Source organism: Mycobacterium sp. NGS24 (genome assembly GCF_059813065.1).
In genome coordinates this window covers 438,627-462,015 of the sequence record NZ_JCALDW010000001.1, presented here as the reverse complement: position 1 = coordinate 462,015, position 23,389 = coordinate 438,627, and the positions used below count along the sequence as shown (strand labels likewise).

21 protein-coding genes, 1 tRNA gene and 1 pseudogene are annotated in these 23,389 nt (G+C 63.3%); 4 read left to right on the top strand and 19 right to left on the bottom strand.

The genetic code is table 11. The features are described from left to right. Position 1: 1 nt before the first annotated feature. Entirely contained in the window at positions 2–529 is a 528-nt protein-coding gene (locus AC5Y6Y_RS02115; protein ID WP_463824435.1) for a YbhB/YbcL family Raf kinase inhibitor-like protein, read from the bottom strand. Positions 530–548: 19 nt separating this feature from the next. Further along, positions 549–1,889 (bottom strand): M20/M25/M40 family metallo-hydrolase, encoded by a 1,341-nt coding sequence (locus tag AC5Y6Y_RS02110; protein WP_499929155.1) that lies wholly within the window; start codon positions 1,887–1,889, stop codon positions 549–551. 110 nt (positions 1,890–1,999) lie between these two features. On the opposite strand from AC5Y6Y_RS02110, the gene AC5Y6Y_RS02105 reads away from it, so the two are divergent. Then, positions 2,000–2,085, top strand: a tRNA-Leu gene (locus AC5Y6Y_RS02105). On the opposite strand, the gene AC5Y6Y_RS02100 is transcribed toward AC5Y6Y_RS02105, so the two are convergent. The 4 genes from AC5Y6Y_RS02100 to AC5Y6Y_RS02085 all read right to left on the bottom strand — a co-directional run bounded on the left by AC5Y6Y_RS02100 (position 2,067) and on the right by AC5Y6Y_RS02085 (position 7,289). Continuing rightward, positions 2,067–3,713, bottom strand: coding sequence for a recombinase family protein (locus AC5Y6Y_RS02100; protein WP_011560558.1), 1,647 nt, complete (start codon positions 3,711–3,713; stop codon positions 2,067–2,069). The two genes, AC5Y6Y_RS02105 and AC5Y6Y_RS02100, sit on opposite strands and share 19 nt — an antisense overlap. 189 nt (positions 3,714–3,902) lie before the next feature. Beyond that, positions 3,903–5,402: a replication initiator gene (locus tag AC5Y6Y_RS02095; RefSeq protein WP_011560559.1), complete on the bottom strand. Its 1,500-nt coding sequence runs from the start codon at positions 5,400–5,402 to the stop codon at positions 3,903–3,905. A gap of 4 nt (positions 5,403–5,406) precedes the next feature. After that, the gene (locus tag AC5Y6Y_RS02090; RefSeq protein ID WP_017205322.1) at positions 5,407–6,852 is read right to left on the bottom strand and encodes an FtsK/SpoIIIE domain-containing protein; all 1,446 of its coding nucleotides are present in this window, start codon (positions 6,850–6,852) and stop codon (positions 5,407–5,409) included. Positions 6,853–6,944: 92 nt separating this feature from the next. Beyond that, positions 6,945–7,289: an SCO3933 family regulatory protein gene (locus AC5Y6Y_RS02085; RefSeq protein ID WP_011560561.1), complete on the bottom strand. Its 345-nt coding sequence runs from the start codon at positions 7,287–7,289 to the stop codon at positions 6,945–6,947. A 253-nt stretch (positions 7,290–7,542) separates the two neighbouring features. On the opposite strand from AC5Y6Y_RS02085, the gene AC5Y6Y_RS02080 reads away from it, so the two are divergent. Both AC5Y6Y_RS02080 and AC5Y6Y_RS02075 read left to right on the top strand, forming a co-directional pair. Next, the gene (locus tag AC5Y6Y_RS02080) at positions 7,543–8,343 is read left to right on the top strand and encodes a hypothetical protein (RefSeq protein ID WP_011560562.1); all 801 of its coding nucleotides are present in this window, start codon (positions 7,543–7,545) and stop codon (positions 8,341–8,343) included. Between the two features lie 6 nt (positions 8,344–8,349). After that, positions 8,350–8,817: an NUDIX hydrolase gene (locus AC5Y6Y_RS02075; protein ID WP_005110618.1), complete on the top strand. Its 468-nt coding sequence runs from the start codon at positions 8,350–8,352 to the stop codon at positions 8,815–8,817. Between the two features lie 8 nt (positions 8,818–8,825). Here the strand turns inward: AC5Y6Y_RS02075 and AC5Y6Y_RS02070 are convergent, their stop codons facing one another. From AC5Y6Y_RS02070 to AC5Y6Y_RS02035, 8 genes are all read right to left on the bottom strand, one after another. Next, positions 8,826–9,362, bottom strand: coding sequence for an HD domain-containing protein (locus AC5Y6Y_RS02070; RefSeq protein ID WP_005110615.1), 537 nt, complete (start codon positions 9,360–9,362; stop codon positions 8,826–8,828). Between the two features lie 349 nt (positions 9,363–9,711). Further along, positions 9,712–9,954 carry a hypothetical protein gene (locus AC5Y6Y_RS02065; protein WP_005110614.1) on the bottom strand — a complete coding sequence of 81 codons (243 nt, stop codon included), beginning with the start codon at positions 9,952–9,954 and terminating at the stop codon, positions 9,712–9,714. Further along, positions 9,951–11,726, bottom strand: a complete 1,776-nt coding sequence (locus AC5Y6Y_RS02060; RefSeq protein ID WP_011768281.1) for a ThiF family adenylyltransferase — start codon at positions 11,724–11,726, stop codon at positions 9,951–9,953. The genes AC5Y6Y_RS02065 and AC5Y6Y_RS02060 overlap by 4 nt, the downstream gene beginning before the upstream one ends. Beyond that, complete coding sequence (locus AC5Y6Y_RS02055) at positions 11,723–12,736, bottom strand: SMODS domain-containing nucleotidyltransferase (protein ID WP_005110610.1); 1,014 nt, start codon at positions 12,734–12,736, stop codon at positions 11,723–11,725. Before AC5Y6Y_RS02055 ends, AC5Y6Y_RS02060 begins: the two co-directional genes overlap by 4 nt. Beyond that, the gene (locus AC5Y6Y_RS02050; protein ID WP_011560565.1) at positions 12,723–13,838 is read right to left on the bottom strand and encodes a CBASS cGAMP-activated phospholipase; all 1,116 of its coding nucleotides are present in this window, start codon (positions 13,836–13,838) and stop codon (positions 12,723–12,725) included. Before AC5Y6Y_RS02050 ends, AC5Y6Y_RS02055 begins: the two co-directional genes overlap by 14 nt. Before the next feature lie 177 nt (positions 13,839–14,015). Further along, a complete protein-coding gene (locus AC5Y6Y_RS02045; RefSeq protein ID WP_011560566.1) occupies positions 14,016–14,759 on the bottom strand; it encodes a nucleotidyl transferase AbiEii/AbiGii toxin family protein in 744 nt (247 codons plus the stop codon). Next, positions 14,756–15,667, bottom strand: a complete 912-nt coding sequence (locus AC5Y6Y_RS02040) for a hypothetical protein (RefSeq protein WP_017205323.1) — start codon at positions 15,665–15,667, stop codon at positions 14,756–14,758. Before AC5Y6Y_RS02040 ends, AC5Y6Y_RS02045 begins: the two co-directional genes overlap by 4 nt. Before the next feature lie 614 nt (positions 15,668–16,281). Continuing rightward, positions 16,282–17,444, bottom strand: a protein-coding gene (locus AC5Y6Y_RS02035; RefSeq protein ID WP_225323256.1) for an IS3 family transposase whose coding sequence is annotated in 2 segments (ribosomal slippage) — positions 16,282–17,157 and positions 17,160–17,444 — 1,161 coding nt in all. Because the reading frame shifts where the segments join, the coding sequence is not laid out codon by codon here. A gap of 68 nt (positions 17,445–17,512) precedes the next feature. On the opposite strand from AC5Y6Y_RS02035, the pseudogene AC5Y6Y_RS02030 reads away from it, so the two are divergent. After that, a pseudogene (locus AC5Y6Y_RS02030) lies at positions 17,513–17,956 on the top strand (DDE-type integrase/transposase/recombinase); the annotation flags it as partial. Positions 17,957–17,996: 40 nt separating this feature from the next. Here the strand turns inward: AC5Y6Y_RS02030 and AC5Y6Y_RS02025 are convergent. The 5 genes from AC5Y6Y_RS02025 to AC5Y6Y_RS02005 all read right to left on the bottom strand — a co-directional run bounded on the left by AC5Y6Y_RS02025 (position 17,997) and on the right by AC5Y6Y_RS02005 (position 23,367). After that, on the bottom strand, positions 17,997–19,196 hold the full coding sequence (locus AC5Y6Y_RS02025; RefSeq protein ID WP_011856018.1) for an acyl-CoA dehydrogenase family protein: 1,200 nt from the start codon (positions 19,194–19,196) through the stop codon (positions 17,997–17,999). Between the two features lie 160 nt (positions 19,197–19,356). Then, positions 19,357–20,463 carry an NDMA-dependent alcohol dehydrogenase gene (locus AC5Y6Y_RS02020; protein ID WP_011560572.1) on the bottom strand — a complete coding sequence of 369 codons (1,107 nt, stop codon included), beginning with the start codon at positions 20,461–20,463 and terminating at the stop codon, positions 19,357–19,359. A 148-nt stretch (positions 20,464–20,611) separates the two neighbouring features. Next, positions 20,612–21,022: an SCP2 sterol-binding domain-containing protein gene (locus AC5Y6Y_RS02015; RefSeq protein ID WP_005110592.1), complete on the bottom strand. Its 411-nt coding sequence runs from the start codon at positions 21,020–21,022 to the stop codon at positions 20,612–20,614. A gap of 91 nt (positions 21,023–21,113) precedes the next feature. Next, positions 21,114–22,172 carry a BtrH N-terminal domain-containing protein gene (locus AC5Y6Y_RS02010; protein WP_005086581.1) on the bottom strand — a complete coding sequence of 353 codons (1,059 nt, stop codon included), beginning with the start codon at positions 22,170–22,172 and terminating at the stop codon, positions 21,114–21,116. A gap of 49 nt (positions 22,173–22,221) precedes the next feature. Further along, a complete protein-coding gene (locus AC5Y6Y_RS02005; RefSeq protein WP_005086582.1) occupies positions 22,222–23,367 on the bottom strand; it encodes an acyl-CoA dehydrogenase family protein in 1,146 nt (381 codons plus the stop codon). Positions 23,368–23,389 lie beyond the last annotated feature (22 nt).

Sequence of the window (23,389 nt, the reverse complement as noted above, 5' to 3'; positions counted from 1 at the left end):
CCTACTTCTGCTCGTAGGTCGCGTGGATCACGGCCCGGGCGATCGCGTGCTGGAAGAGGTTGAAACCGAGGTAGGCGGGGCTAGCGTCTTCGTCGAGTTCGAGTTTGTCGACATCCACCGCGTGTACGGCGACGTAGTAGCGGTGCGGCCCGTGCCCGGGCGGTGGGGCCGCGCCGATGTAGCGTCGCTGCCCGGCATCGTTGAGCAGCGTCAGCGCGCCGCCCGGCAGGTTGTTGCCGTCGCCGGCGCCGGCCGGAAGTTCGGTGACGTCGACCGGCAGGTTGGCCACCGCCCAGTGCCAGAATCCGGAGGCGGTGGGCGCATCCGGGTCGTAGACGGTGACCGCGAAGCTGCGCGTCTCCGCCGGGAAGTCCGACCAGCTCAGTTGCGGGCTCACGTCCTCACCGCCGGCGCCCATGATTCCGCTGACCTGAGCGTTGGCCAGCGATTCTCCGTCGGTGATCGACTCCGAGGTCAGGGTGAACGACGGCAGGTCGGGCAACGCGTCATAGGGATTGGGCACAGTCATGAACAGTCCTTTCGTGTGATCAGCAGTGCGTGAGGAAGTGCGCCAGCACCTGGGTGCCGAACCGCAGCGCTTCGATGGGTACCCGCTCGTCGATGCCGTGGAACAGCGACGAGAAGTCCAACTCCGGCGGCAGCCGCAGCGGACTGAACCCGAAGCAACGAATTCCCAAGCGCGCGAACGCTTTTGCATCGGTACCGCCGGAGAGCATGTAGGGCACCGTCCGCCCGTCCGGGTCGACGGCAAGCACCGCGGCGTTCATCGCGTCGACCAGGTCGCCGTCGAATGTGGTCTCGTAAGAGTCCAGGCTGCGGATCCATTCTCGGGTCACGTCGGGCCCGATCAGCGCGTCCACCTCTGCTTCGAAGGCCGCCTGCCGTCCCGGCAGCACGCGGCAGTCCACCACCGCCTCCGCGGTCGCAGGCACCACATTGGCCTTGTACCCGGCCTTGAGCATGGTCGGGTTGGCGGTGTCGTGCAGCACCGCTTTGAGCATGCGGGCCATCGGGCCCAGCTTGTCGATGACCCCGTCGAGATCGGGCGAGGTGACGTCGAGGACCAGTCCGGTCTCCTCGCCGACCGCGGCGAGGAACTCCGCGACCGTGGGGGTGATGACCAGCGGGAACTGGTGGCGACCCAATCGGGCGACCGCCTCGGCCAACACGGTGACCGCATTGTGGTCGTGCACCATCGACCCGTGCCCGGGGCGGCCCTGCGCGGTCAGCCGCATCCAGGAGATGCCCTTCTCGGCGGTCTCGATCAGGTACAGGCGGCGCTCCCCGCCGTCGCGGCGCGGCACGGTCAGCGAGAAGCCGCCGACCTCGCCGATCGCCTCGGTCACCCCGGCGAACAGGTCGGGGCGGTTGTCCACCAGCCACTGTCCCCCGTACTTGCCGCCGTTCTCCTCGTCCGCGAGGAATGCGAACACCAGGTCGCGCGGCGGGACGGTGCCGGTCCGGCGCAGGTGGCGGGCCAGCACCAACGTCATGCCCACCATGTCTTTCATGTCGACCGCGCCGCGGCCCCAAACGTAGCCGCCCTCGATGGCGCCGGAGAACGGATGCACACTCCACTCGGCGGGTTCGGCGGGCACCACGTCGAGGTGCCCGTGGATCATCAGCGCCCCCCGGGACGGATCGGCCCCCGGCAGCCGGGCGAACACGTTGGCGCGACCCGGCGCTCCGGACTCGACGTATTCGGTCCGGTAGCCGACCTCGGCCAGTTGCCCGGCTATCCACTGGGCACACTGCGCCTCGCCCTTGGTGGTCGCCAGATCGCCGGTGTTGGTGGTGTCGAACCGGATCAGCGTGCTGACCACCTCAGCCACGTCGTCGACGAAAACCTGGTCAGCGGGAAGGGTCACAGTCTCCTTTCCTACCACTCCGCAGCGCGCTCCCGCCGCCCGTGCTGGGCCGATTGGGTCGTGGCGGACCGATCCGATAGCCTTAGCTGCCAACTCTTGCGGTTGGTTATGTCCGAGTGGCGGAATGGCAGACGCGCTAGCTTGAGGTGCTAGTGCCCTACTAATGGGCGTGGGGGTTCAAGTCCCCCCTCGGACACATCCGGCGACACGACTCAGGTCGGCAGTCGCCGTGACTCGCCGAAGATGCGGGTCGTAGTCGAGACGCAGGCCCAAGCTTGCGTACACCTCGGCGCGCTCAGCTCCGGTTGCCGCGCCGAGGATGACCGACAGTCCGCCTAACTCCTTAACTAACTCACTGATCTCGGCGGCACACATGGCGCGGGGCCGCTCCACTCGCTCAACGCGTGCCCTCAGCTCGTCGCGCTCGGCGGTACGTTGACGCAACGCAGCAGTTAGATCCTCAACGGCCACGCCAGACTCCACGGCGGTGATCAAGGCAGCCACTTTGGCATTCGCCTCGCTCAGCTGGCGCTGCAAGGCGGCGTAGCCAGGTCCGGCCGCCGGGTCCACGTCTTGCCCGCGTGCGAGGTCTTCTGGATCGGCCAGAGTGGCGATCCATTCGTCGAGTCGCGCTGTCACTGCGTCTTCGCGGAGATAGACGGTGCGCGGATGATCACTCAGGTCCACAGGTACAGAACGTGACTTGCCGAACTCACAACGGTAGAGGATCCGCGTTGTTTGCTTCCCCGGCCGGGCGGCGCCCTGCATTCGCCGTCCACATGCGGCGCAGAACAGCAGCCCACGCAGCGCATACGGCACTGTCGATTCTCTGCTGCACACGCGACCGGGACCACGCCGCGCCTGCATCCGGAGACGAACAGCCTGCGCCAGCTCATCAGGGATCAGCTCTTCGTGCGTGCGTCGATCGGGTGCGATCCAGTCGGCCCGATCGCGCCACCGCATGCGAGTCTCATATCCCGCGGCGACATCATCGGGGTTCAAAAGGACCTCATACTTCTCCTGCTTGCCCCAGACACGGATACCGCGGTACGCAGGGTTGTCGAGAATGGCGCGGATCGCCGAATGGGACCATCCACGTGGGTCACGATGCCGGTTCCGTGCCGGGTCGTATTGGCTCGGTGATGGCACTCCATCGTCGGTGAGCTGCTGTGCGATGAAGCGCAAGCCAGCACCATCGGCATACATGCGATAGATCCGCTCGACGGTCGGGGCGGTCTCGGGGTCAGGCTCCAGGCGGTGAAGACGCTGCCCAAGACTTGCCTTGGCGGGGTTTGGGTGCGGGCCGGCATCGACGAGTTGATAACCGTACGGTGGGCGACCGCCGAGGTATCTGGTTGTGTCCTGCGCGAGTGCCGACATCGCGGTACGCACGCGCATCTGGATTCGCGCACGTTCTCCCTTGCTCATTCCGCCAAAGAGCGTCATCACGAGGTCGTGTGCCTCGGATCCGGGATCAACCGCTCCGCCAACTTCAGGCACCCATAGGCCGACCCCGTAGTGCGTGAGCACCGGGAAGGTGAGCGCAAATTGCGGTCCGTAGAACGCGCGAGCAGGTTCCCCGATCACGACGGCATCGAAGCCACGGCCACGAGAAGTGACATCTGCGAGCAGACGTGAAGCCTCCGGCCTGCGTTTCCAGGGAAGCGACCGGCTCTGGCCTATATCGAAGTAGTCGGCGGCGAGGACGCCGCCATGCGGACTGATCAGATCGATGGCACGACGTTTCTGCCAGCTGCGGCTCGCCTCCGGATCTTGGGCGTCCTCGGTACTCACTCGGCCATAGAAGGCGAACCTGAGGCTCATGCCACTCCCCTCCCTGATCTAGGCGTCCGGTCCCGCATAGCCAGTATGACGTTTACCAGCGCGCGGTTGGCCTCGCGCGGGAGCCGATACCGGTTCGGCAGGTCAATTTCAACACCTCCCTCTGACATGTTCGGAGCATCGACTCGAACGTCACACTCGGAGCGAGCATGTGTCGTAGTCGGGCATCTTTCAGCCATCGCTTGCCCCTAGCGGATCCCATTGTTCGTTGTGGGCTTGGCGACGTGCTTCTACCAGTCCGATGAGGCGGGAGTGGATGCGTTGGAGGGCCGCGGAATAGACGAGACTGCGATCGCCGAGGCTGCCGAGGCCGGCACGTTCGAACTCCCACGCCACCAGATCATCGCGACCGGCGAAGTCACAGTTGGGATCGTATTGGTATGCAGTGCTTTTCAAGCGTTCTTCACGCGTCCAAATGGCGCGCTGTTCGCGCAGCACGGTCATGGTAGTGGAATAACGGCGGGATTTGCTGGTGATGTGGCCGCGGAATCCGAGGGTGTGCAACCACCGCCCGATGCCGGACAGTCCTTTGTCCGCGAGATCGCTGATGGTGGTCAGGATGGTCCGCACATGCTCTGACACGTCCAGGTCGGGTATGGCTTCCGTAGATAGGCGGCGCGCGCTGATTCCGAGGTCTACCAAGGATTTGGTGACATACTTGGCGAGATAGCGTGCCACCAGCCGGCCAGACATGGACCGTCCTGAGCCTGACCCTGGTTCTGGTTCTGGTTCTGGTGGAGCACTTTTCACTGGTTTTGCGGATGCGGCGAGGGGTTGGGTGTCGATCTGTGTGCCGAAACGCATCGTCCGCGCATCGGTATCAGCGGTCGGATCGTCGATGGTGAGCGTGACGGTGCGGGCGGCGTGTTGGATGATGGTGGCGAGTTCGACTGCACCGATGGGTGATTCCCAATCGGTCTGATCGGGGTCGTCTTGGGGGTCCAGGCGGATCAGGGCGTGGATGTGTGGGATGGCGCGGGCTTGCAGTTCGACGATTTTGATGAAGCTCACCCGCACCGCATCCGGATCCACACCGGTGGCTTTCAGTTCTTTGCGGAGGGTGCGCCGCATGGTGATGGTGAAGCGTCGCCACAGTTCGGGAAGATGCCAGGCGAACAGGACATGCCCGGCATAGTCGTAGCACTCCGGACAGAGCGGCTGACCGACCCGCTCGTCGCCATGATCATGGGACATGCTGCACCACAATTGTTTTCCATGCGGGCAGCGGCGGTAGCCGCCGATCCGGTGCTGGTCTCGGCATACCTGCGCTTTCTTGTCCCCCGACGTCGTGGCGGTGTGGACGGCCCCGAAGCTGGGGGCAGTCAGGGTGAGGAAAACTTGCGGATGATCGCCCACCGCGGTGGGCATGCCGTGGTGGCCTCCCGCAGCGCCGGCGTGCACGAGTTGCCAGGTGTCGCGGGCGTAGAGATCTGAACACGACGGGCAAATGTGGGCGCGACGGTTGTTGCACCGCGTCCACACCACCCGCTGACGCCCGTACTCATCGGTACCGATCAGCTGGATGGGGTGAGCGCAGAATCCGACGGATTCTGCTCGTCGCCACCAGGATTGGTATCCCATCGACGCGGCCCGGCGCACCATCTGCTCGACCACTCGGGTGGTATCAACTGTATCCGGAACACCCGGCAGGGCAAGCTGCGCCGATGTCATGGAGCTATTCACCGCTGCCCTCACCCACGGTGTGCCCGGTATCGGTGTTGTGTGGCTGGTGGGTCTTGTTCGGTCGGCTCGGGGGTCGGCGGAACCGAGTGGCCAGCGCGGTGATGTCGTGGTCGGTGACGTGGAAGGCCCGCACCCGCTGGGCGTAGGCGGTGCCGTCAACCATCATGTAGCCAACACCCGGTGTCGCGTCGGGGATGCGGTCACATTCGGCGCCGGCATCGCGTGCTCCCTGTCCCAGGACCATAGTGGTTTGGGTGGCTTCAGTCAGGCGCAACCCGATCCGCACCGTGAACAGCTGCCTTAACGGCAGGGTGTCTTTGGCGGGGTCTTGCACCGCGGCGACGACGCTGATGCCGACTGCGCGGCCTTGCGAGAGCAGGAGGCCCAGGAGTTGTTCGATTTCGGTGCGGACCTTGCGGTCGGTCACATACGCACTCAGTGCTGCGATTTCATCGATCACTACCACGAACAACGGCTCCGACGTCGTGGGAGTGTGTAGTCGGGTGTGGCCGCGCAGACGATTCGCCCGGGCGTGCATCACCGTGACGAGCTGGCGTAGCAGCTCCAGGGTGGTGTCGGTGGCGTCGTGGGTGAACACGGTGAACAGGGGTGCTCCGGCACCGAGTTCCATGCCACCTTTGGGGTCGATGACACATAACCGCACCAGTCCGGTCTTCACCGCGGGGGCGATGCCGGCGATCAACGACCACAGCACTGAGCCTTTACCTGCGCCGGTTGCCCCGGCGATCAGCACATGGTGACCGAGCAGCGGCACTTGCCACCAATGCCGCGTTTCGGTGATCCCGACCCGCACCAGCGCCAGGTCCACCGGGGTTGCCGGGGCGGGCATGGGCAGGACGATCGGTTCAGCGAGCACGTCTGCCCGCATTAAAGTGATGCGCAGTTCGCCAGGCGAGGTGGCGGTGATGCTGATGCGGTCGGCGCGCCACGCGGCGGCCAGCGCGTCGGACTGTTTATGCCAATCTGCCACGGACTGGCCGGTGACGATGCGCACCGCCAGCACATCGGTGGTTTTACCGATTGTCACCGTGCGCAGGGTGGGAGTGAGGGTGCGGCCGCCGAGTGTGGCCGTCAGGCCGTGCAAGGTGCAGGTCGATTCCCAGGTGCGGGTGTAGCGCGACCACGTGAGCCAGCGCCGCCGTACCGGTTCGGTCACCCAGGCGCGAAATGACCCCGGTTGGAGCCAGGCCCAGCCCGCATACCCGGCACTGCACACGATCGCGCAGATCAGGCCCACGCGTGGGCCGTGGCTGATGGCAAGCACGAGGCTGGCGATGATGGGCACGTTGATCGCCGGGAACAGCACCGCCCACCAGAGCACATACCCGGCTGCGGTGAACAGCGACATGACCAGTTCTCCGAACCAGTCGTCATCGCCTGATCCACTGTTGGTGGTGTTCTTATTGTTCGATGTCATGAGAGATGCCCTCCGTGAGCGTGTGGTCAACAGCAATGCCCGGGGTGGCGGGGTGCGGTGATCGGTTCACCGCACCCCACACCCGCTTGGGGTTACTTCTGCGGGCGTGTCTGCTCACTCGGCGCAGCACCACTGGCGGTGGCGGGGGTGAGGGCATCAGCGCGGAACGCCACCCCGCTGCGATCACCTTGGGCCCACGGGATGGCCACCAGACCAACCACCGAAATAGACTGCGTGACTGTAACTTTGGGGTCTCCTGCCACGGTGACATTGAGTACTTCGCCGCCGGAGTCATCCAGCGCGAGGACCTGGGTGGCGTACATCGGCATCCCGGTGGCGGTGTCGACTTTCGGGGCGCCGGTTTCGAAGTTCAGCCGTGGCTCCGGAGCGCGGGTGACGATAAAACGAGTTCCAGACGTATCGATTCTCAAACGCATTGTCCTACTAGTCCTTTCGTGAGATGTTGACGCCGGTCCGGCGCTGGATTCAGTTCACGTGGACATCACGGACGTTGCGAGAGACATGTGCCGACATTTCCGACACATCCACGGGCATTTCGGACACGGCCGGACATACCCACGGACATCACACCGACACTATCGCCGCAGGGTGGCGGCAATCGCATGGCAAACTAGACACCACGCGCTGAAGGATGGATACGGACGACACGGGAAGATGTGCGCTGACACGATGGACGAGCAGGACGGCACCGAGGCCGCCATCACTCCCAACGATCGCCTCGCGCAGCGGCTACAGGCCAAAGGTCTGTCCTCGCAGCGGTTCGCCACCGCGGTGGGTGTCGATATCAAGTCGGTGCGACGCTGGCTGGCCGATAGCGACTACAGAATTCGCGAACACAACGCCCGCAGCGCCAGCGAGGTGCTCGACTGCACTCCGCATGACCTGTGGCCCAAGCAGTACCCGGCCGCTACCCCCCGTGCAGTGACAACAGCGTCTGCGGGTGGGCCATTCACCGCGACCCTGTATGCCAGCCGTACTCAGCTGCCGATCACGACGTGGCAGCAGCATTTCGCCGACGCCACCACCGGCATCGACATCCTCGTGCTCGCGGCCACGTTCCTGTTCGACACCCTCGACGGATTCCTCGACACCCTGCTCGCCGCCGCCGCCCGCGGTGTGTCGGTGCGGTTTCTCGTCGGGGATCCCGACACTGCGACCACGATCTTGCGCGGTGAGGAGGAAGGGATCGGCGAGGCTGTCATCGCCCGCTGCCGCACGTCGGTGGAGTTGCTCGCCCCTCACGCTTGTACCCCGGGGCTGGACATTCGCACCCACGACACCGCGCTCTACACGTCGATCTTTCGGGTCGATGACGCCATGATTGTCAACTTCCACATCTACGGCTCACCCGGGCGCAACAACCCTGTGCTGGTTCTGTCACGTCACCATGAGCCAAGGCTCTGGACCACCCTCGAAGACGCTTTCACCCAGGTCTGGAACCGCGCCAGACCGCTGACCGCGAAAGGCTGACCCCCGATGCGCACCGACTACTACAATGACCCCAACGCCCCGGCGCCCAACAGTGTCGTTCCGTCCGCCTCGGCCATCGTCACCGACGAACAAGGTCGTATTCTGCTGATCAAACGCCGCGACAACACCCTGTGGGCGTTACCCGGCGGCGGACACGACATCGGCGAAACCATCGCCGACACCGCCGTGCGGGAAGTCAAAGAAGAAACCGGGCTCGACGTCGAAGTCACGGGTCTGGTCGGTGTCTACACCAACCCCCACCACGTGGTCGCGTTCACCGATGGCGAAGTGCGCCAACAATTCTCGCTACTGTTCGCCACCACGGTGCTCGGCGGGACCCTCGCCATCGACCACGAAAGCACCGACATCGCCTGGACTGCCCCCGACGACATCGCTGGCCTGGATATGCATCCGTCGATGCGACTGCGCGTCGAGCACTACCTGCAACGCCGCGACAGCCCCTACCTCGGCTGACCGCTGGGCTACAGCCAGTCGCGTACTCGCCGGACCGCCGCCAACAATTCGTCGCGGCCCGCGTCGACCGCCCGGTGCACCGGGTCCTCGGATCCATAACGCGCCAACACGTCGCGTAGTCGATCTCGCGGTGATATCGGCGCCCCGTCAGGTCCAGTCGTCAGATCGCAAAAAGTCAACGCATCAAGGACATTGCTGGGCGGATCGCTGAACGCGGACAAACCCGACAAGCCCCGCTCGGCAGCCTCCGCGTGCGCTCCGGTATGAAAGGCCACCAAGGAAGCGACCAGCTCCCCGAAACCCGCCGATCGCACGAACTCCGCTCCATCAAGGGGATGAAAACCGGTCCGGCGCACCGACGGTGCGTAACCGATATCGTGCAACCACCCCGCCGCGACCAGACAGTCCGCCGTTTGAGCATCGAAACGCCGGCTCAACCGCTCGGCAGTCGTCGCGACCCCCCGGACATGCGCCAACCGCCGCGGCTGCTCAGCCAGCCGCGCCTCGGCCTCGCGCCGTGCACGCTGCGCCAAAACTACGCTCACAACCGCCAGCCTACGAGCCCCAGCACCATGCCGCAGCCCCGTCGCGGCTGATGGCGCAGATCCTGGACACCCGCGACCCGCAGGAACCGGCGGCCACCAGCAGGCTTCGCTACGCTCGCTCTGCTCCCGTCCGCTGGCGCTCCCGTCCGCGCCGCTCCCTGCGCTCCGCCCTCCGTCCGCCGCCACGCATGCATGCACCCACGACCGGCGCCGGAACTAAGTCGCAGGCCACAGCGCTGGCATCACGACGAGGCGCAGCTGCCCTCGCTGCTCGCCGCATCGAGACGCCGCGAGCGGCAGGCCGGACCAATAGCCTGACCGTCGCTGACCTGCGATGTGAGAACTTTCTTTACTGGTATCGAGACACCTGCTCGATACAGCGGCGAAGGCGTACCGCCGCTAACAGGAAGAAGTGCAGGTCACGTTCAAGAGTTTGGAGTTCCACGTGGTCGGCGTGCCGCTTGTTGAAGCGTCGGTCGATGCGTCCTGATTGGAGCGCCACGGCGTTGATCCAGTTGGTTGCCTCGGTGCGAAGACGCTCGACAATGACGCCCTCTGATGGGGCATTGCGTTGACGTTCCGTTGCCCTCATTCTGTCCCTGCTGTGTGATCCATGGGGTGCGTTACACCGGGGAGGAAGTGGTGTCGGGGGCCGCTGGCCGCGTGCGGCAGAGCGATGAGGTGTGTGCCCGAAACCGCGGAGTCCGGTTGTTGGAGGTGGCTTCCGATCAGGTTGACGAGTGTGGCTGCGACCGCTACGAGGTCGGCTGCCGAGCCGTGGAATGTGGGGACCGAGCAGCCCCTGGTTGGTATAAGTTCGTCATCGCTGGGTTCTTGCCACAGCGTGTGGTAGAGCTCAAGTCCGCTGTCGCCCTGGATTGTTCGGCCAGCGTCTTGATCGATGCTGGAAACTGTCGCTGTTGCGCTTGCGGCGCACAGCACGGCTAGGCCGAGCGTGCCAGAGCGAGCGTCTGTGGCGACCTGAGCGATCAATGCCTTTCGCGTCGGCGCAGTTGCCAACGCATCGAGACAGCTCGTGATGCCGTTGTTCACTGTGGCGTCGATGATGAGATCCGCTGCCAGGCATGACGTGTGGTCTTCTGGGAGGTGCCCTTCTGCGACGGTGACCGTCAGGTCATCACGGATCGCGCGGAGCCGTCCAGCGAGTGCCTCGGCTTTGGAACGGCCAATGTCGTCTTCGACGTAGTTTTGTCGGACGAGCAAGCCGCCGGTGACGATGCCAGGGTCGCACACGGTGATCTCCGATGCTCCTGCGCGAGCGATGAATTCGGCGATCCATGATCCGAGCCCGCCGCAGCCCCAGATGTGGACAGTCTTTCGTTGAAATCCGTTCACGGGGCGGCCGTCGTCGCGGCGGGTTGTCACTTCGGGTCGTTCGTCGGACATCCTGCACCACTCAATCGGGATTTCAGTGTTGATCTTCGCGGGGTCGAGAACAACCCCCACACCCCGTTGCTGCGCGACCTCGCGGAGCGCATTCGCCGTTGGGGTGGGGAGCCGTCCGCCCAAGAGGTGGGGTGGGCCTCCAGCGGGGTGCGGCACGGCGAGGACGAAGTATTGCTCGGCGTCGTGGTGATTTCGTAACGCACTCGCCAGGAGGGCGGTGAGGAACGCCGGCGATTGCGGTGCGATCCGGGGAGCCCGTCCTTCGAGGCGGTCAAGGTAGGGGTCGTCCAGGAGAGCAAGCAGTAGCGCGAATGTGGATGCGGCACCGAACGGCAGCGCGGTGGCCAGGGTAATTACCGGTACGCGATGCCCGGCAGCTCCAGGCGAGTACGTCAGGTCGTATCGGTGCGTTGACCGGGCGATCAGGTGAGCCGTTTGGTGGCGCTTCGCCGGTCCGGGTTCTCGGGTAACGATCGTCGGTGTGTCATGTGCCTGATGCGGCACTCCGCCAACAGCGTGGTACATGGCGGTGGCGGCGTCGAAGTTTCCGGCGGCCGCGTCGACGAGCCAGTCCCAAAGGCGGGTGAGTAGGCCGGCCACACCAAGCGTCGGCTGCCATTCCCGTGAAGGATCCAAATAGATGCATAGTCGTTGACCCGCGAGCACATGGGGGTAGCCGAGAAACCGAGTGTGATCAACGTCGATAGCCGGTAGCGAGTACGAAGAGGGGCGAAGCTGAAGGATGAACTCCTCGGTCTCTTGAAGTTGCAGGCCACCCGGATGATGCGGGATGGCGGCCGTGCGTAGCGAGATGCGGAGCGACGCCTCGCCGCTAGCGTCGAGCGTGGGTCTTCCTCGGACCTGGATTTCGTTGGGACGTTGTTGCGCTAGCGCTTTGAGTTCGGCGAGGAGATGCTTCTGCCAGCCCGTCAGCGTGGGCTGGTGGCGTCTGGTCACCCTGCCCGACCAGAGCGCCCCACTGTTGAGTCCGCGGCAGAGGTGGCTGCTGGAAACTTCGCGCTAGCGGTTGTTGTGGCCGGCGCCTTGAATCCGTCGCCGAAGATGTTCTGCCACAGCTGGACACTGCGGTCTTTGTCTTTCTCCTCGTAGGCCGCTTCGATGTCGGCGGCATGCACGTGGATTCGGTCACGGAAGTAGCTGTAGGTCGCCTGAGCGCTCTCGGGGTCTGGTCCCCACCGGTGGTCGAACGTCACGCCGGAACCGGACGGGTCGGCGATGGAGGGCTTGATCGGGTTCGCTTGCAACCAGGTGTCGAGGTCTTGCACGACATGAAGAAGAGTTGTGGGGACGTTGCTGTAGTAACTCGGGTCCAGGAGCTTGCGCAAGTCTGTTACCTGCTCCCCCAGCATGGTGGTCAGCAGGACTGAACGTGTGCCGGTGAACGAATTCTTGTGATCACGAAGGTATTTCATGAGTCTGATCACTTTGCGTAAGTTCCCGCTGGCGATAGAGTCCTGTTTCTTCATCCAATCGGTGAAACCCTGCGGGTTCGTCAGCTCCCACTCGTTGTCGTCGCGGTTGACGATGACCTCTCGACCGTCGGCCAGGTTGAGGTGAGGGACGATGTCGACGTGCATGGAGTTGGCGTAGACGAGCCGCGCGCAGCGGCACTTACGTGAGTGCGGCATGGTGCCGTAGGTGCTGTGCCGATGCAGGGCTGCGTAGACCTCATCGATGTAGGTCTTGGGGTTGTCGGCCCAGTCCGGGTTCTGGCTCATGTCGAGCATGAAGTCGGCGTCGAACTCGTTGTCACCGACGGGGTTGATGATCGTGCGGTGTGCCCAGGAGCCTTGCGGCGTCTTGCCGGTGATCAGCGCACCGATTTCGACGTCGGCTTTGAGTGCCTTGTAGATGGCTTCGACGCGCTGGTTGAGTAGGTCCAGTTTGAACTGGCTGAGATTGACCGTGTCTTTCAGCAAGACGTTGAAGTGGTCAGCGAGTTGCATTGGGGGCCTCCGTGTGTGAAATGCTGCCCGGATCGTCGCGGTGTCGGCGTCCGTTCACCGGTGTGTATGCGGGCGCCTGGTGGTCAGCGAATTTCGCGGTGTAGCTAGGGCTGAGTTCTCGGCTGACTGAGGCAGCGAGGCCGGCCACGTCCTTTGGGTCCGCCGAGTCCAGTGCGTAGAGGCCGCCGGGCACTAGAGCGTCGAAGCGCGTGTAGTTGGATTTGCCGATCAAGTGTTCGGCGAGGCCCTGTCCGCCACGGCTGCTGGCGTTAAGGATCAGCGGGGCAATCGGTCTTGCCCAGTGTAAGAGTCCGCCGCGGTCCAAGCGCTTGGGGTGATCGGTCAGCTGATCAATGGTGCCGACGTTGAGGACGGTAATCGCGTCGAGAGGAACACCGAGCATGCTGACGGCCTCGGCGATCGCGACGACAGCCGGGTTGTTGGCCCATACTCCGCCGTCAATGAGCCTGTGTCCGTCGACGTACGCCGCGGGGAAGTACAGCGGCGCCGCCGAGGTCGCCAGTGCAACGTCCACCATCGGTATGCGCCAGTCGCGGGTCAGCCGTGTGTGGTGCGGAGTCTTGAAGATGTGCACGGCCCCGCGTTGTACATCCCACGCGGGAATGACGAGTCGCTTCGTGCTGTCGCCAAGGAGTCGGGCTCCGAGGACGCCGGTCAACGCTTGCCGCAGCGCCTCTGCGTCATAGATGGGCGATCTCAGCTGCCGTGGTCGGCGCCATCCTCGCCGCCTCGACGCCGGAAAGACTTTCTCGACCAGTTCTTCGTAGTGGGAGACAATCTCCTTCGGCGTGAGGCCCGCACCGAGACCCAGTGCGACGATGCCGCCCGCCGACGTGCCAGCAATGAGGTCGAAGGAATCGGTGATCCTAACGCCCAGATCCTGCTCCAGACGTGCAAGCACATGCGCAGTGAACAACGCCTTGGCGCCCCCTCCATCGAGAGCGAGGACCTGGAAGCGCTCGGGGCGCGGGCCAGCCGCCTCGCGCTCGGCTGCTGGATAGACCTGCGCGGCGAATTCGCCAGGTCCCGGCGAGGACGTACCATTATCAAGGTTGGCAGGCGTCGCGGGAACTACATCCATGTAACTAGACTACGCCGCTCCGCCGACAACGACCTAGCCGTTATTGCCACCGGCGTGGGGACCCGCGCAGCCAGCAGCCATGTCAATGCTCCGGCTCAGCATTTGCCGGCTCCGTCGAGACCGAAACCGTTTCGCTCGGCGTAGCCGCACGGAAACGAACGACTGTCTGCTGGTGCGTCATCGCGACACGATGGCGACATGGCGCCGGAGCAGCGCCCGCACTCTGGCCGGCACCCTCGTCGGCGGACTGGAGATCATCTGCGCTGCCACACGCGCAGCGTCGCCGCGCTCGCCGGCCTTTGTGATCTTGGGGTCGCCCAGGCGCCACGGCGAAGCGTGGTAATCGGGTTGTGACGCGACGATCTCCAGTAGTGTCTCGATATCCTGGAGGTCACGTTCGGAGTCGCGAACGGTACGTGCCAGCATCTTCAACACGAATGCTGCCTCGACGTCGGGAACCGGAATTTCGAACTCAACCGTGTCGCCGTCGGTGAGTCGGGCTGTGACGGCGACTTCGATCGGCGGTAGGGCGAGCGCCAACCGCAGCCCTGGCGCTCCGTCGAAGGCTCGTTCGCCGATGATCCGCTTGCCTGGTTTGGCTGCGGTGGGAACTAAGAGGTCGACCGCTTGCTCACCCCGCTCGTAGCGGTTGCCGCACTCAGCGGTGTACCCCAGTGCGGTGAGTCGATCGTGGAGGTTCCCGGTGGACGCCACGTTGACGTCGATCCCGGTGTCTGCGTCGGAGGTCAGTCGCGGTATGCCCGACACGTTGTAGACGTGCCGCAGCAGTCGCACCATGTGACCGCCGATGACGCGGTACTCGATGTCGGCAGTGACTGCGGCCACGTCACGCAGTGCACGCATTCCGTTGTCGTCGGCCACCGCAGTGCAGGCGATTTGCACCGATGCTGTTCCGGTCACCGGTGCACGATCCAGTCGCTGAGATGCTGCGGTGCACCGTCGCCAAGATCGGCACCGCCGCTGAGGTCCTGAAGCGCAATCACTGGATCCACAGTGATGATGTCGGAACGCTGCGTATCACGAACCCGCCGCCACCAGGCCGCGGTCGTCCAGACGGTCGGGTCGGCGGGAACCCGCACAGTCAAGGTCGCTTCCTCGGCGGTGGCCTCCACCAAACCGAACTCGGAGAGGTCGACCAGTTCTTTGGCATAGACCAGACCTCTGGTTGGTACCTGCCACGGTCGCAGGACGTCGGCGGCGACCTCGCCGCCAGCAAGGATCGGCACGGTGAGCTCGGCGCCGAGTCGGGTCGCACTGCGCACCTGCTCCACTACCGGATCCATTCCATACCAGTACGTTTCGACAAGTCCGCTGTCCGCAGGTACCAATGCCAGTTTCACCAGGAGCTCCCGGCGCGCAGCCTCGGTCATCGGCGTGTCCGGCAGCGGATCCTTCTCGGTCATTTTGGACACCGCCTGCTGGCTAACTCCGATGGCCGCGGCAATGTCGCGTTGGCGGAGGTGACCGCGCGTAAGCACACAGACCCGTTCAGCCGCCCGCCGCCGCCAGCTGCGCTCGCTGGCGGCGCGGGGCGGCCGTCCTGGTGTTGGCGTTCGGTAGGTTCGCCCGGAGAGCACCAGTTCGCCGGTGCTGCCGACGCTGAGATCCACGTCAGCCTGAGCCAGGAGCGCTGAACGTGCCTCATCTGAGATGGTCTCGCACACCACGAATACGCGGCGGCCTGGATGGCGGCGCACACGACTAAGGACTGCGGCCGGAGATGGCACACGTTCTGCCAGAACCAGGTCCGCTACTACGGCGCGGCCATCGATTCGGTATGTGATGCTGTGTGCATCACCAGTCACCATCCGCACGCCTGCGTCGACCAAGCGGGCAGGAATCGAAGCAGAGAGCACGTCTGTTACTCTACTCAGTGACTACTTGTCAAACAACCTATTGTCGATAAATAGCGTTCTGGTTGTTTGACTTCGACCAACCAGTGGCGTACAAACCGTCCATTGATCCGTCATACGCTGGTGGAGTTTAACGGGCCTAGCGTCGAGGAACCTGAGCAGATAGAGCTACTCTGACGTTTTCGCGGCGACGCCGGTAGCCCAGGCATCGCTGACAGCCGCTGACTCTTAATCAGCGGGTCTGGGGTTCGAAACCCTGACGGCGCACCATGCAAACGCAATGCTCAGGCAGGGTTGTTGTCGTTTCGGAGTGTTTGCTGCCTGTGACAGATGTGACCGATGTGACCGAAAGGTCTCCATATTGTCCCCGCGCTGCGGAAGCAGACCCACCACAGCAAACGGCGCGTCGGCGTGACATGTGAGACCGCCGTCCTAAGGTCGTGCCGTGTCTAATATGCCTCCCGACCCCGATGCATCTGACTCACGCGAGGACGGTGCACCTACCAAAGAGGCCTGTGCCAAGCTCTATCAGGAAGTGGGTCTGCTGCACGATCAGGTGACAATTTCGGTCACGCGGCCTGACTGGCCGTCGTGGTCATGATGGCTTCGTATTCGACGGGGGTCAACCGGCCGAGGGCGCCTTGGCGGCGACGTCGGTGGTAGGTGCGTTCGATCCAAGTGACGATGGCGATCCGCAGCTCCTCTCGGGTGGCCCAGCGGCGGCGGTCGAGGACGTTCTTCTGCAGCAGGCTGAAGAAGCTCTCCATCGCCGCGTTGTCGCCGGCCGCGCCGACACGTCCCATTGAGCCGACCATGCCGTGATGGTGCAGGGCCTGGACGAACTTTCGACTTCGAAACTGCGACCCTCTGTCCGTGTGAACCACGCAGCCGGCGACCACCCCACGGCGGCCGACCGCGTTGCGCAGCGCGGCGGTCGCCAGGCGTGACTTCATTCGGGAGTCGATCGAATAACCCACGATGCGGTTGGAGAATGCATCCTTGATCGCGCAGAGGTAGAGCTTGCCCTCGCCGGTATAATGCTCAGTTATGTCGCTGAGCCACAACATGTTTGGCGTTTCAGCGGTGAAGTCGCGCTGGACCAGATCGTCGTGCACCGGCGGTCCTGGTTTGCCGTTCTTGCCGCGCTTCTTGCCGAACACGCTCCACAACTGCTGCTGTGAGCAGATGCGCCAGGCGGTGCGCTCGGCCATCGGCTCGCCGGCCTCACGGGCCTCCTCGACGAGGTAGCGGTAGCCGAACTCGGGGTCCTCGCCGTGCGCGTCGAACAGGGCGTTGGCGCGGTATGCCTCGACGAGTTCGGCATTGGTGATGGGATTTGCCCGCCAGCGGTAGTAGGGCTGGCGGGCGAGCTTGAGTACCCGGCGCGTCACCGCGACGGGAATCCCGTCGGCGGCGAGCTCACTTACGAGCGGGTAGACCCTTTTCCCGGCAGATTGGCCTGCGACAAGTACGCCGCTGCCCGCCGTAAGACTTCATTCTCTTGTTCCAACAACCGATTTCGGCGTCGTAGCTCGCGCAGATCAGCGGAGTCATTGGTGCTCTTACCTGGCTTGGCGCCCTCGTCGACGTCGGCTTGGCGCATCCACTTGGTCAACGTCATCGGGTGCACGCCGAAATCGGTGGCGATCTGCTCGATCGTCACCCCGTCGTCGCGGTTACGGGCAACGCGGACGACGTCGTCGCGAAATTCACGGGGGTAGGGCCTAGGCACACTGACATCCTTCCAGCCCGCCCGCTTTGGGCAAGCCAACTCAGATGTCACCTATTGGTGCAGCAGACCCGATGATCGTGGGCTGGCGGGTAGCGTCGCACATGCGTACCACCATGGTGCTGGATGCGTTGGAGATGGCTCGTTGGTCACGCGGAAACACATTGCCGGGCTTGACATGTCACTCCGATGCCGGATCGCAATTCACCTCTATCCGCTATGGCGAACGGCTCGCCGAGATCGGAGCGGTCCGCTCGATCGGCACGATCGGAGACAGCTACGATAATGCCCTGGAGACGGTGAACGGCTACTACAAGGCGGAGCTGATCTACGGGCCAGTCCGCACCAGGCCGTGGAAGACCGTCGAGGACGTCGAACTCGCGACCCTGAGCTGGGTGTACTGGCACAACACCAGCCGCTTACACAGCTACCTTAATGACATCCCACCCACCGAGTTCGAAGCCGCGTTCCACGATGCACATGGGACCGACCAACCCCTGGCCGGAATCCAATAACCCGAGCCTCCGGGAAAGTCAGGGCGATTCAATCAAGTAGCTAGAGTCCGATACGTTTGGCGATGACCTCGTTCATGATTTCGTTGGTGCCGCCGCCTATTCCGAGAATTCGGCAATCTCGATAGTGTCTCTCGATCTCAGACTCACGCATGTAGCCCATCCCACCGAAGATCTGAACCGCCTCATTGACCACGTAGTCGCACGCATACACAGCGGTGTTCTTGGCCATCGACACCTCGGCAACGACATCCTCCCCCGCTAGCCACCTCTGCATGACCGCACGGGTGTAGGTGCACGCCACGTCGACCTGTCGAGCCATCTCCGCAAGCTTATGGCGAATGATCTGGCGCCCCGTCAAGGGTCTACCGAACGTTTCACGTTCCCGCGCCCAACTCTTGGCAAGGTCGAGAGCCCGACCCGCCGTCGCGTACGCCTGGACGGCGATGCCGAGCCGTTCAGCCTGAAATTGCTGCATGATCTGCAAAAACCCACTGTTCTCTGCCCCCACCAGGTTGTCAGCCGGTACGCGAACGTCGACGAAAGACAACTCGGCGGTGTCGCTACATCGCCACCCCATCTTGTCTAACCGGCGGGACACTTCGAATCCAGGCGAATTCTTGTCGATCACAAGCAATGAAACTCCACCGTAACCCGGTCCGCCGGTGCGTACCGCCGTAGTAACGAAGTCCGCTCGAACTCCGCTGGTGATGAACGTCTTTGCTCCGTTGACCACGTAGGTGTCCCCCTCGCGCACCGCGCGTGTGCGCAGATTCGCGACATCTGAGCCTGCCCCAGGCTCGGTAACGCCCAGCGAGCCGATCATCTTTCCTGCGAGCGTAGGACGGACATATCGTTGAATCAGGGCGTCGGAGCCATTGGCGGCAATGTGGGGAAGGGCAATGCCATGGGTGAACAAGGCGGCGCAGACGCCAGTGGACCCGCCTGCGGCCAGGATGGCCTCAGTGACCAGTGCAGAGTCAATCGCATTGCCGCCGCTGCCGCCGACTTCTTCCGGGAACCCGATTCTGAGAAGCCCCACCTCGGCAGCATTGAGATGCAGGTCGCGCGGAATCTCACCCACGTGCTCCCATTCCGCTAGCTTCGGCGCGATTTCACGTTCCGAGAAAGACCGCGCCATTTGGCTCAGCGCTCGTCGCTCCGGCGTGGTCCACACCTCCGGGGCGATAGCGAAACGAGCAGCCCCATCCCTGCTTGCCGTGGTCGTGCCAGCGTCCGTCATCTCAGCCTCCCAGAGAATGTGATAGATGATCGATGAGGTGTCTGATGCTTGCCGTCCTCACGACGGGAAAGAAGGACCCGACGCCAACCACCCAAGGGGCCCGGCCGCATGATCTGCAGCAACGCAAGGACATGGAGACCAGCAGTGGGCATGATGCTCTTCAGAACCGGACCAGCCCTCGGATATTTTTTCCTGAACGCATATCCTGGTAGCCCTCATTAATTTGGTCGAGGGAGTATTCGCGGGTGACCAACTCATCGAGCTTCAACAACCCAGCGGAGTACAGCTCGACCAGTCGCGGAATATCGTGCGGCGCATTGGATGAGCCATACAAAGCGCCACGAATCTGCTTCTCGTAAAGCGTCATTTCAAGCAGTGATCCTGAGATCGATGAGTCGTCGGGGTGCCCGATGGCCGTGACCACGACGCGCCCGCGCTTTCCGACCAAGGCCAGCGCTTCCGCGGTGTAGGAGGCCTCAGCCACATCGGTGGTGAGGATGCAGACATCAGCCAGCTTGCCCAGCGTCATATCGCTGACCAGCGACCAAGCTTCATCCATCGAGGCCGCGGTGTGCGTCGCACCGAACCCGCTCGCTTGCTCTCGCTTGAACTTCACCGGATCGACCGCCACAATCGCCAGCGCTCCCGCGATTCGCGCGCCCTGAATCGCATTCATTCCGATTCCGCCCGCTCCCACTACCACGACGGTGTCCCCGGCGCGCACCTCCCCAGTCCGCACCGCAGATCCGTAACCGGTCGTGACGCCGCAACCGATCAAGGCTGCCCGATCCAGGGGGATTCCGCCGTCAATCTTGACCACGGACGCCTGCGGCACCACTGTGTACTCGGAAAACGTCCCGAGCAAACACATCTGCCCGACGTCCTCGCCTCGTGCGTGAAAGCGATAGGTGCCGTCGATCTGCGGTCCCATCATGAGCGCCGCTCCCAACTCACAGAGATTGCCCATGCCGCGCGCGCAGTACGAGCAGCGCCCACACGAGGGAAGGAAGGTCAAGATGACAGAATCACCTTCGGACAGTTCCTCAACCCCTTCGCCGCACTCCACGACTGTGCCAGCACCCTCATGACCCCCCACTACCGGCAATGGGATCGGGAGGTCGCCGGTCACCAGATGTTCGTCGGAATGGCACAAGCCGGTGGCCGCCAGCCGCACGAGGACCTCCCCGGGACCTGGCGGATCCAAATCGACTTCTTCGACCTCCCACTTCTGCTCCAAGCCCCACAAAACAGCCGCACGTGTCTTCATGTTGAAGTCCCTTCTATCGAATTACGCTTCTCGAGTAGTTATCCCGACCGCGCACGGTGGTCGCGCGAACTGTCCTGGATGATCTCCGGGCACATCGCCCAGAGGCCCGCGCCGCTCACCCGGGCCCGGGCGCGGTACCGCACCGACATCACACATTGAGCAGGTCGTGACGCTTGTCGGCCTCAAGGATTGCCCGGTATTCCGGAAAGAGGTTCTTTGCCTGCGGTATGAGCTTGATCAGTTTGGTGACAGGACCTTTCGCTCGTACAGTTCCTTTCGCCATCGCCATGGTCAAGTTCACCTTCCCCAACCAGAACCTGTTGCCGGTATCCGCGGACATGAACAATTCGACATTCGGTGTAACGCCACTGTCCGCGCCGGTCTCTACGACCTTCTCCGGCATATCCACGGTTACTACCGCATCCGGATCGGTGTAGTGGATCCGTAACACCACCCCGGACCCGGCAAGTCTGTTCGCAAGGTCTTCGTTCTCCAAACCTCGTCGAAAGATGCCGGCGAGGTAGCGGTAAACCTCTTCCGCATCAGCGAAGACAGCCATCGTGATTCTCCCTTCCTATGACACAATTCAAAGCGCTCAAATAAATCTGCTGGGTCGCAACCAGTTCGGCTTGCTCCGAAGCAATCAGAACTCATAGGAGTAGATCTCCTGCCTCCCTCAGCGCCTCCGCGAGTCGACGTTCGGCTGTCGGCAATTGCGCAGCCACGGACGCGGCGCCGCTCGCTCTTCGGTGCGGATCTGCACCGCGGTCATAAGCGGCGTGCGCAACCGCGGTCCACAACTCAGATGCGGTCTTTGCAGCCTCCGCTGCTTTAAACGCAGGTTCGAAACTCAACTCTTCAGCGACGCGCCGACATCCACGTGCTTGCAGATCTCGGAACAGACCGCCTCCGGTTCCGGCTTTTTCGATGAAGGCGCTCAGCGCAAACAAGGCTCCGTCGAGGGTGTCGTCGTCAAAGATCTTCGGCCACCGCTTGAGATCCTCCACAAAAGTCGATACCCCTGGTAGCCCACGCACCTGAATTTCACAATCGGAGTCCTCGGTGATCGGCGCGCTCACACACGAACCCTGCATCGCGTCCGCGGACCTACGGAAGGCCGACCGGGCAGCATTGCCGAGATCTGGTGCCGCGCCGGGCCACTCGACTACGTAGGTGGTGTGCCGCGTGGGGACGGGAAATCCCGTCGATGCCCGCGCCTTCCGTAGATTCTCGTAAGGCACGGCTTGAGGTGTATCGCGATCGTTATCGACCACGAAGGCGAGTTCCTCGTCGTCGTCGTACCCTACGATCACGACATCGTGCCGGCTCATACTCAGACGCGTTCTCAGATAGGGCAATTCGGCGATGTCAGTCCACACCATGACCGGCGTACCGGCATCGATCTGTTCGGTCACCCATTTCCACCCGAGATCGGGGTCGTCTGTCGAACGACACTCGAAGCGCGCGCCCAACCGGGTCAAGTATTCGTCTTCGAGGTCCGCGCTGCGTCCAACGAGGTAGATCGGTGGACGTAGGTGGGCCGAGCGAACATACGAGAAGTCGAGGGCCCCGCCGAGAGCAAACACGATGCCTTCGTCCGGGGTGTCATCACCCCAACGGATCCCGGCCCATTCGGTCAAATCCCGAAGAGCCCCCGATCCGCAGTGGCCGCCCATGTCGTGGCGATACGGCACCACCATCGATGCCATCAGTCCTCCTCCTCTAGATGACTAACGTGCGGGCGGCAACTCCTCTGAGTCATAGGGAACGCGAGATGATTTCCTTCATCACCTCGTTCGTGCCGGCATAGATTTTTTGCACGCGCTGATCCACCCACAACCTCGAGATGGGGTACTCGGTCATGTAGCCATATCCGCCGTGAAGCTGCATACAGTCATCGAGTACCTTCATCGCTCGCTCAGTGGTCCACCACTTCGCCATGGCGACGGTCTGCACGTCGAGTTGACCCGCAAGGTGCAGGTCGATGCAGTAGTCGAGGAACACTCGTGCGATGCGCGTTTCTGTCGCGGCTTCAGCCAGCGTGAACTTGGTGTTCTGAAAGCCAAAGACAGGCCGACCGAACGCCTCCCGCTCACGCGTGTACTTGAGCGTCTGCTCCAGGGCAAGTTCCATCGCTGCGACAGCCCCCACCGCGACGATGAGTCGCTCTTGTGGCAGCTGCGTCATCAGCTGAATGAAGCCCTGTCCCTCAGACTGGCCCAGTAGATGCGAGCGCGGAACTCTCACTTCATCGAAGAACAACTCGGAGGTGTCCTGGCCGCGCTGGCCGATTTTGTCGAGAACCTTGCCGCGCCGGAATCCCGCCCGGTCAGCCTCGACAACGATCAAAGAGATGCCCGCAGCGCCCTGGCTCGGATCTGTCTTGGCAACAACGATGATGAGGTCGGCCTGTTGGCCGTTGGTGATGAAAGTCTTGGAGCCGGTGATCACGTACTCGTCACCGTCCAGGAGGGCTTTTGTCTTGACGCTCTGCAGATCGGACCCGGTCCCCGGTTCTGTCATGGCGATCGCCCCGATCATTTCACCGGACGCCATCTTGGGAAGCCACTGCGCGCGCAGCTCTTCAGTCGCGTACTGCAGGATGTAGTGGGCGACGATTCCGCTGTGCAGTCCCGCGCCCCATGAGCTGTCACCTATGCGGGCCTGCTCTTCAAGCACGACCGCTTCGTGCGCGAAAGTGCCACCGCCTCCGCCGTATTCCTCAGGTATAGACATGCAGAGCAGGCCCAGCTCGCCTGCTCGGTTCCACAGTTCTCGGTCGACGTGGTGCTGGTCTGCAAAGCGGTTCGCATGCGGCGCCAATTCGGCCGAGAAGAACTTCGCAGCGAGGTCACGAAGCTCGAGTAATTCGGCATTCATCCAGGGAGAGATTGGTGAGGACATGATTACCTTCCGACTGTTGGAA

Coding starts and splice junctions, on each gene's coding strand:
- AC5Y6Y_RS02115 (WP_463824435.1), bottom strand. CDS start 529: ATGACTGTGCCCAATCCCTATGACGCGTTGCCCGACCTGCCGTCGTTC.
- AC5Y6Y_RS02100 (WP_011560558.1), bottom strand. CDS start 3,713: ATGAGCCTCAGGTTCGCCTTCTATGGCCGAGTGAGTACCGAGGACGCC.
- AC5Y6Y_RS02095 (WP_011560559.1), bottom strand. CDS start 5,402: ATGACATCGGCGCAGCTTGCCCTGCCGGGTGTTCCGGATACAGTTGAT.
- AC5Y6Y_RS02090 (WP_017205322.1), bottom strand. CDS start 6,852: ATGACATCGAACAATAAGAACACCACCAACAGTGGATCAGGCGATGAC.
- AC5Y6Y_RS02085 (WP_011560561.1), bottom strand. CDS start 7,289: ATGCGTTTGAGAATCGATACGTCTGGAACTCGTTTTATCGTCACCCGC.
- AC5Y6Y_RS02080 (WP_011560562.1), top strand. CDS start 7,543: ATGGACGAGCAGGACGGCACCGAGGCCGCCATCACTCCCAACGATCGC.
- AC5Y6Y_RS02075 (WP_005110618.1), top strand. CDS start 8,350: ATGCGCACCGACTACTACAATGACCCCAACGCCCCGGCGCCCAACAGT.
- AC5Y6Y_RS02065 (WP_005110614.1), bottom strand. CDS start 9,954: ATGAGGGCAACGGAACGTCAACGCAATGCCCCATCAGAGGGCGTCATT.
- AC5Y6Y_RS02055 (WP_005110610.1), bottom strand. CDS start 12,736: ATGCAACTCGCTGACCACTTCAACGTCTTGCTGAAAGACACGGTCAAT.
- AC5Y6Y_RS02050 (WP_011560565.1), bottom strand. CDS start 13,838: ATGGATGTAGTTCCCGCGACGCCTGCCAACCTTGATAATGGTACGTCC.
- AC5Y6Y_RS02040 (WP_017205323.1), bottom strand. CDS start 15,667: ATGGTGACTGGTGATGCACACAGCATCACATACCGAATCGATGGCCGC.
- AC5Y6Y_RS02025 (WP_011856018.1), bottom strand. CDS start 19,196: ATGACGGACGCTGGCACGACCACGGCAAGCAGGGATGGGGCTGCTCGT.
- AC5Y6Y_RS02020 (WP_011560572.1), bottom strand. CDS start 20,463: ATGAAGACACGTGCGGCTGTTTTGTGGGGCTTGGAGCAGAAGTGGGAG.
- AC5Y6Y_RS02015 (WP_005110592.1), bottom strand. CDS start 21,022: ATGGCTGTCTTCGCTGATGCGGAAGAGGTTTACCGCTACCTCGCCGGC.
- AC5Y6Y_RS02010 (WP_005086581.1), bottom strand. CDS start 22,172: ATGGCATCGATGGTGGTGCCGTATCGCCACGACATGGGCGGCCACTGC.
- AC5Y6Y_RS02005 (WP_005086582.1), bottom strand. CDS start 23,367: ATGTCCTCACCAATCTCTCCCTGGATGAATGCCGAATTACTCGAGCTT.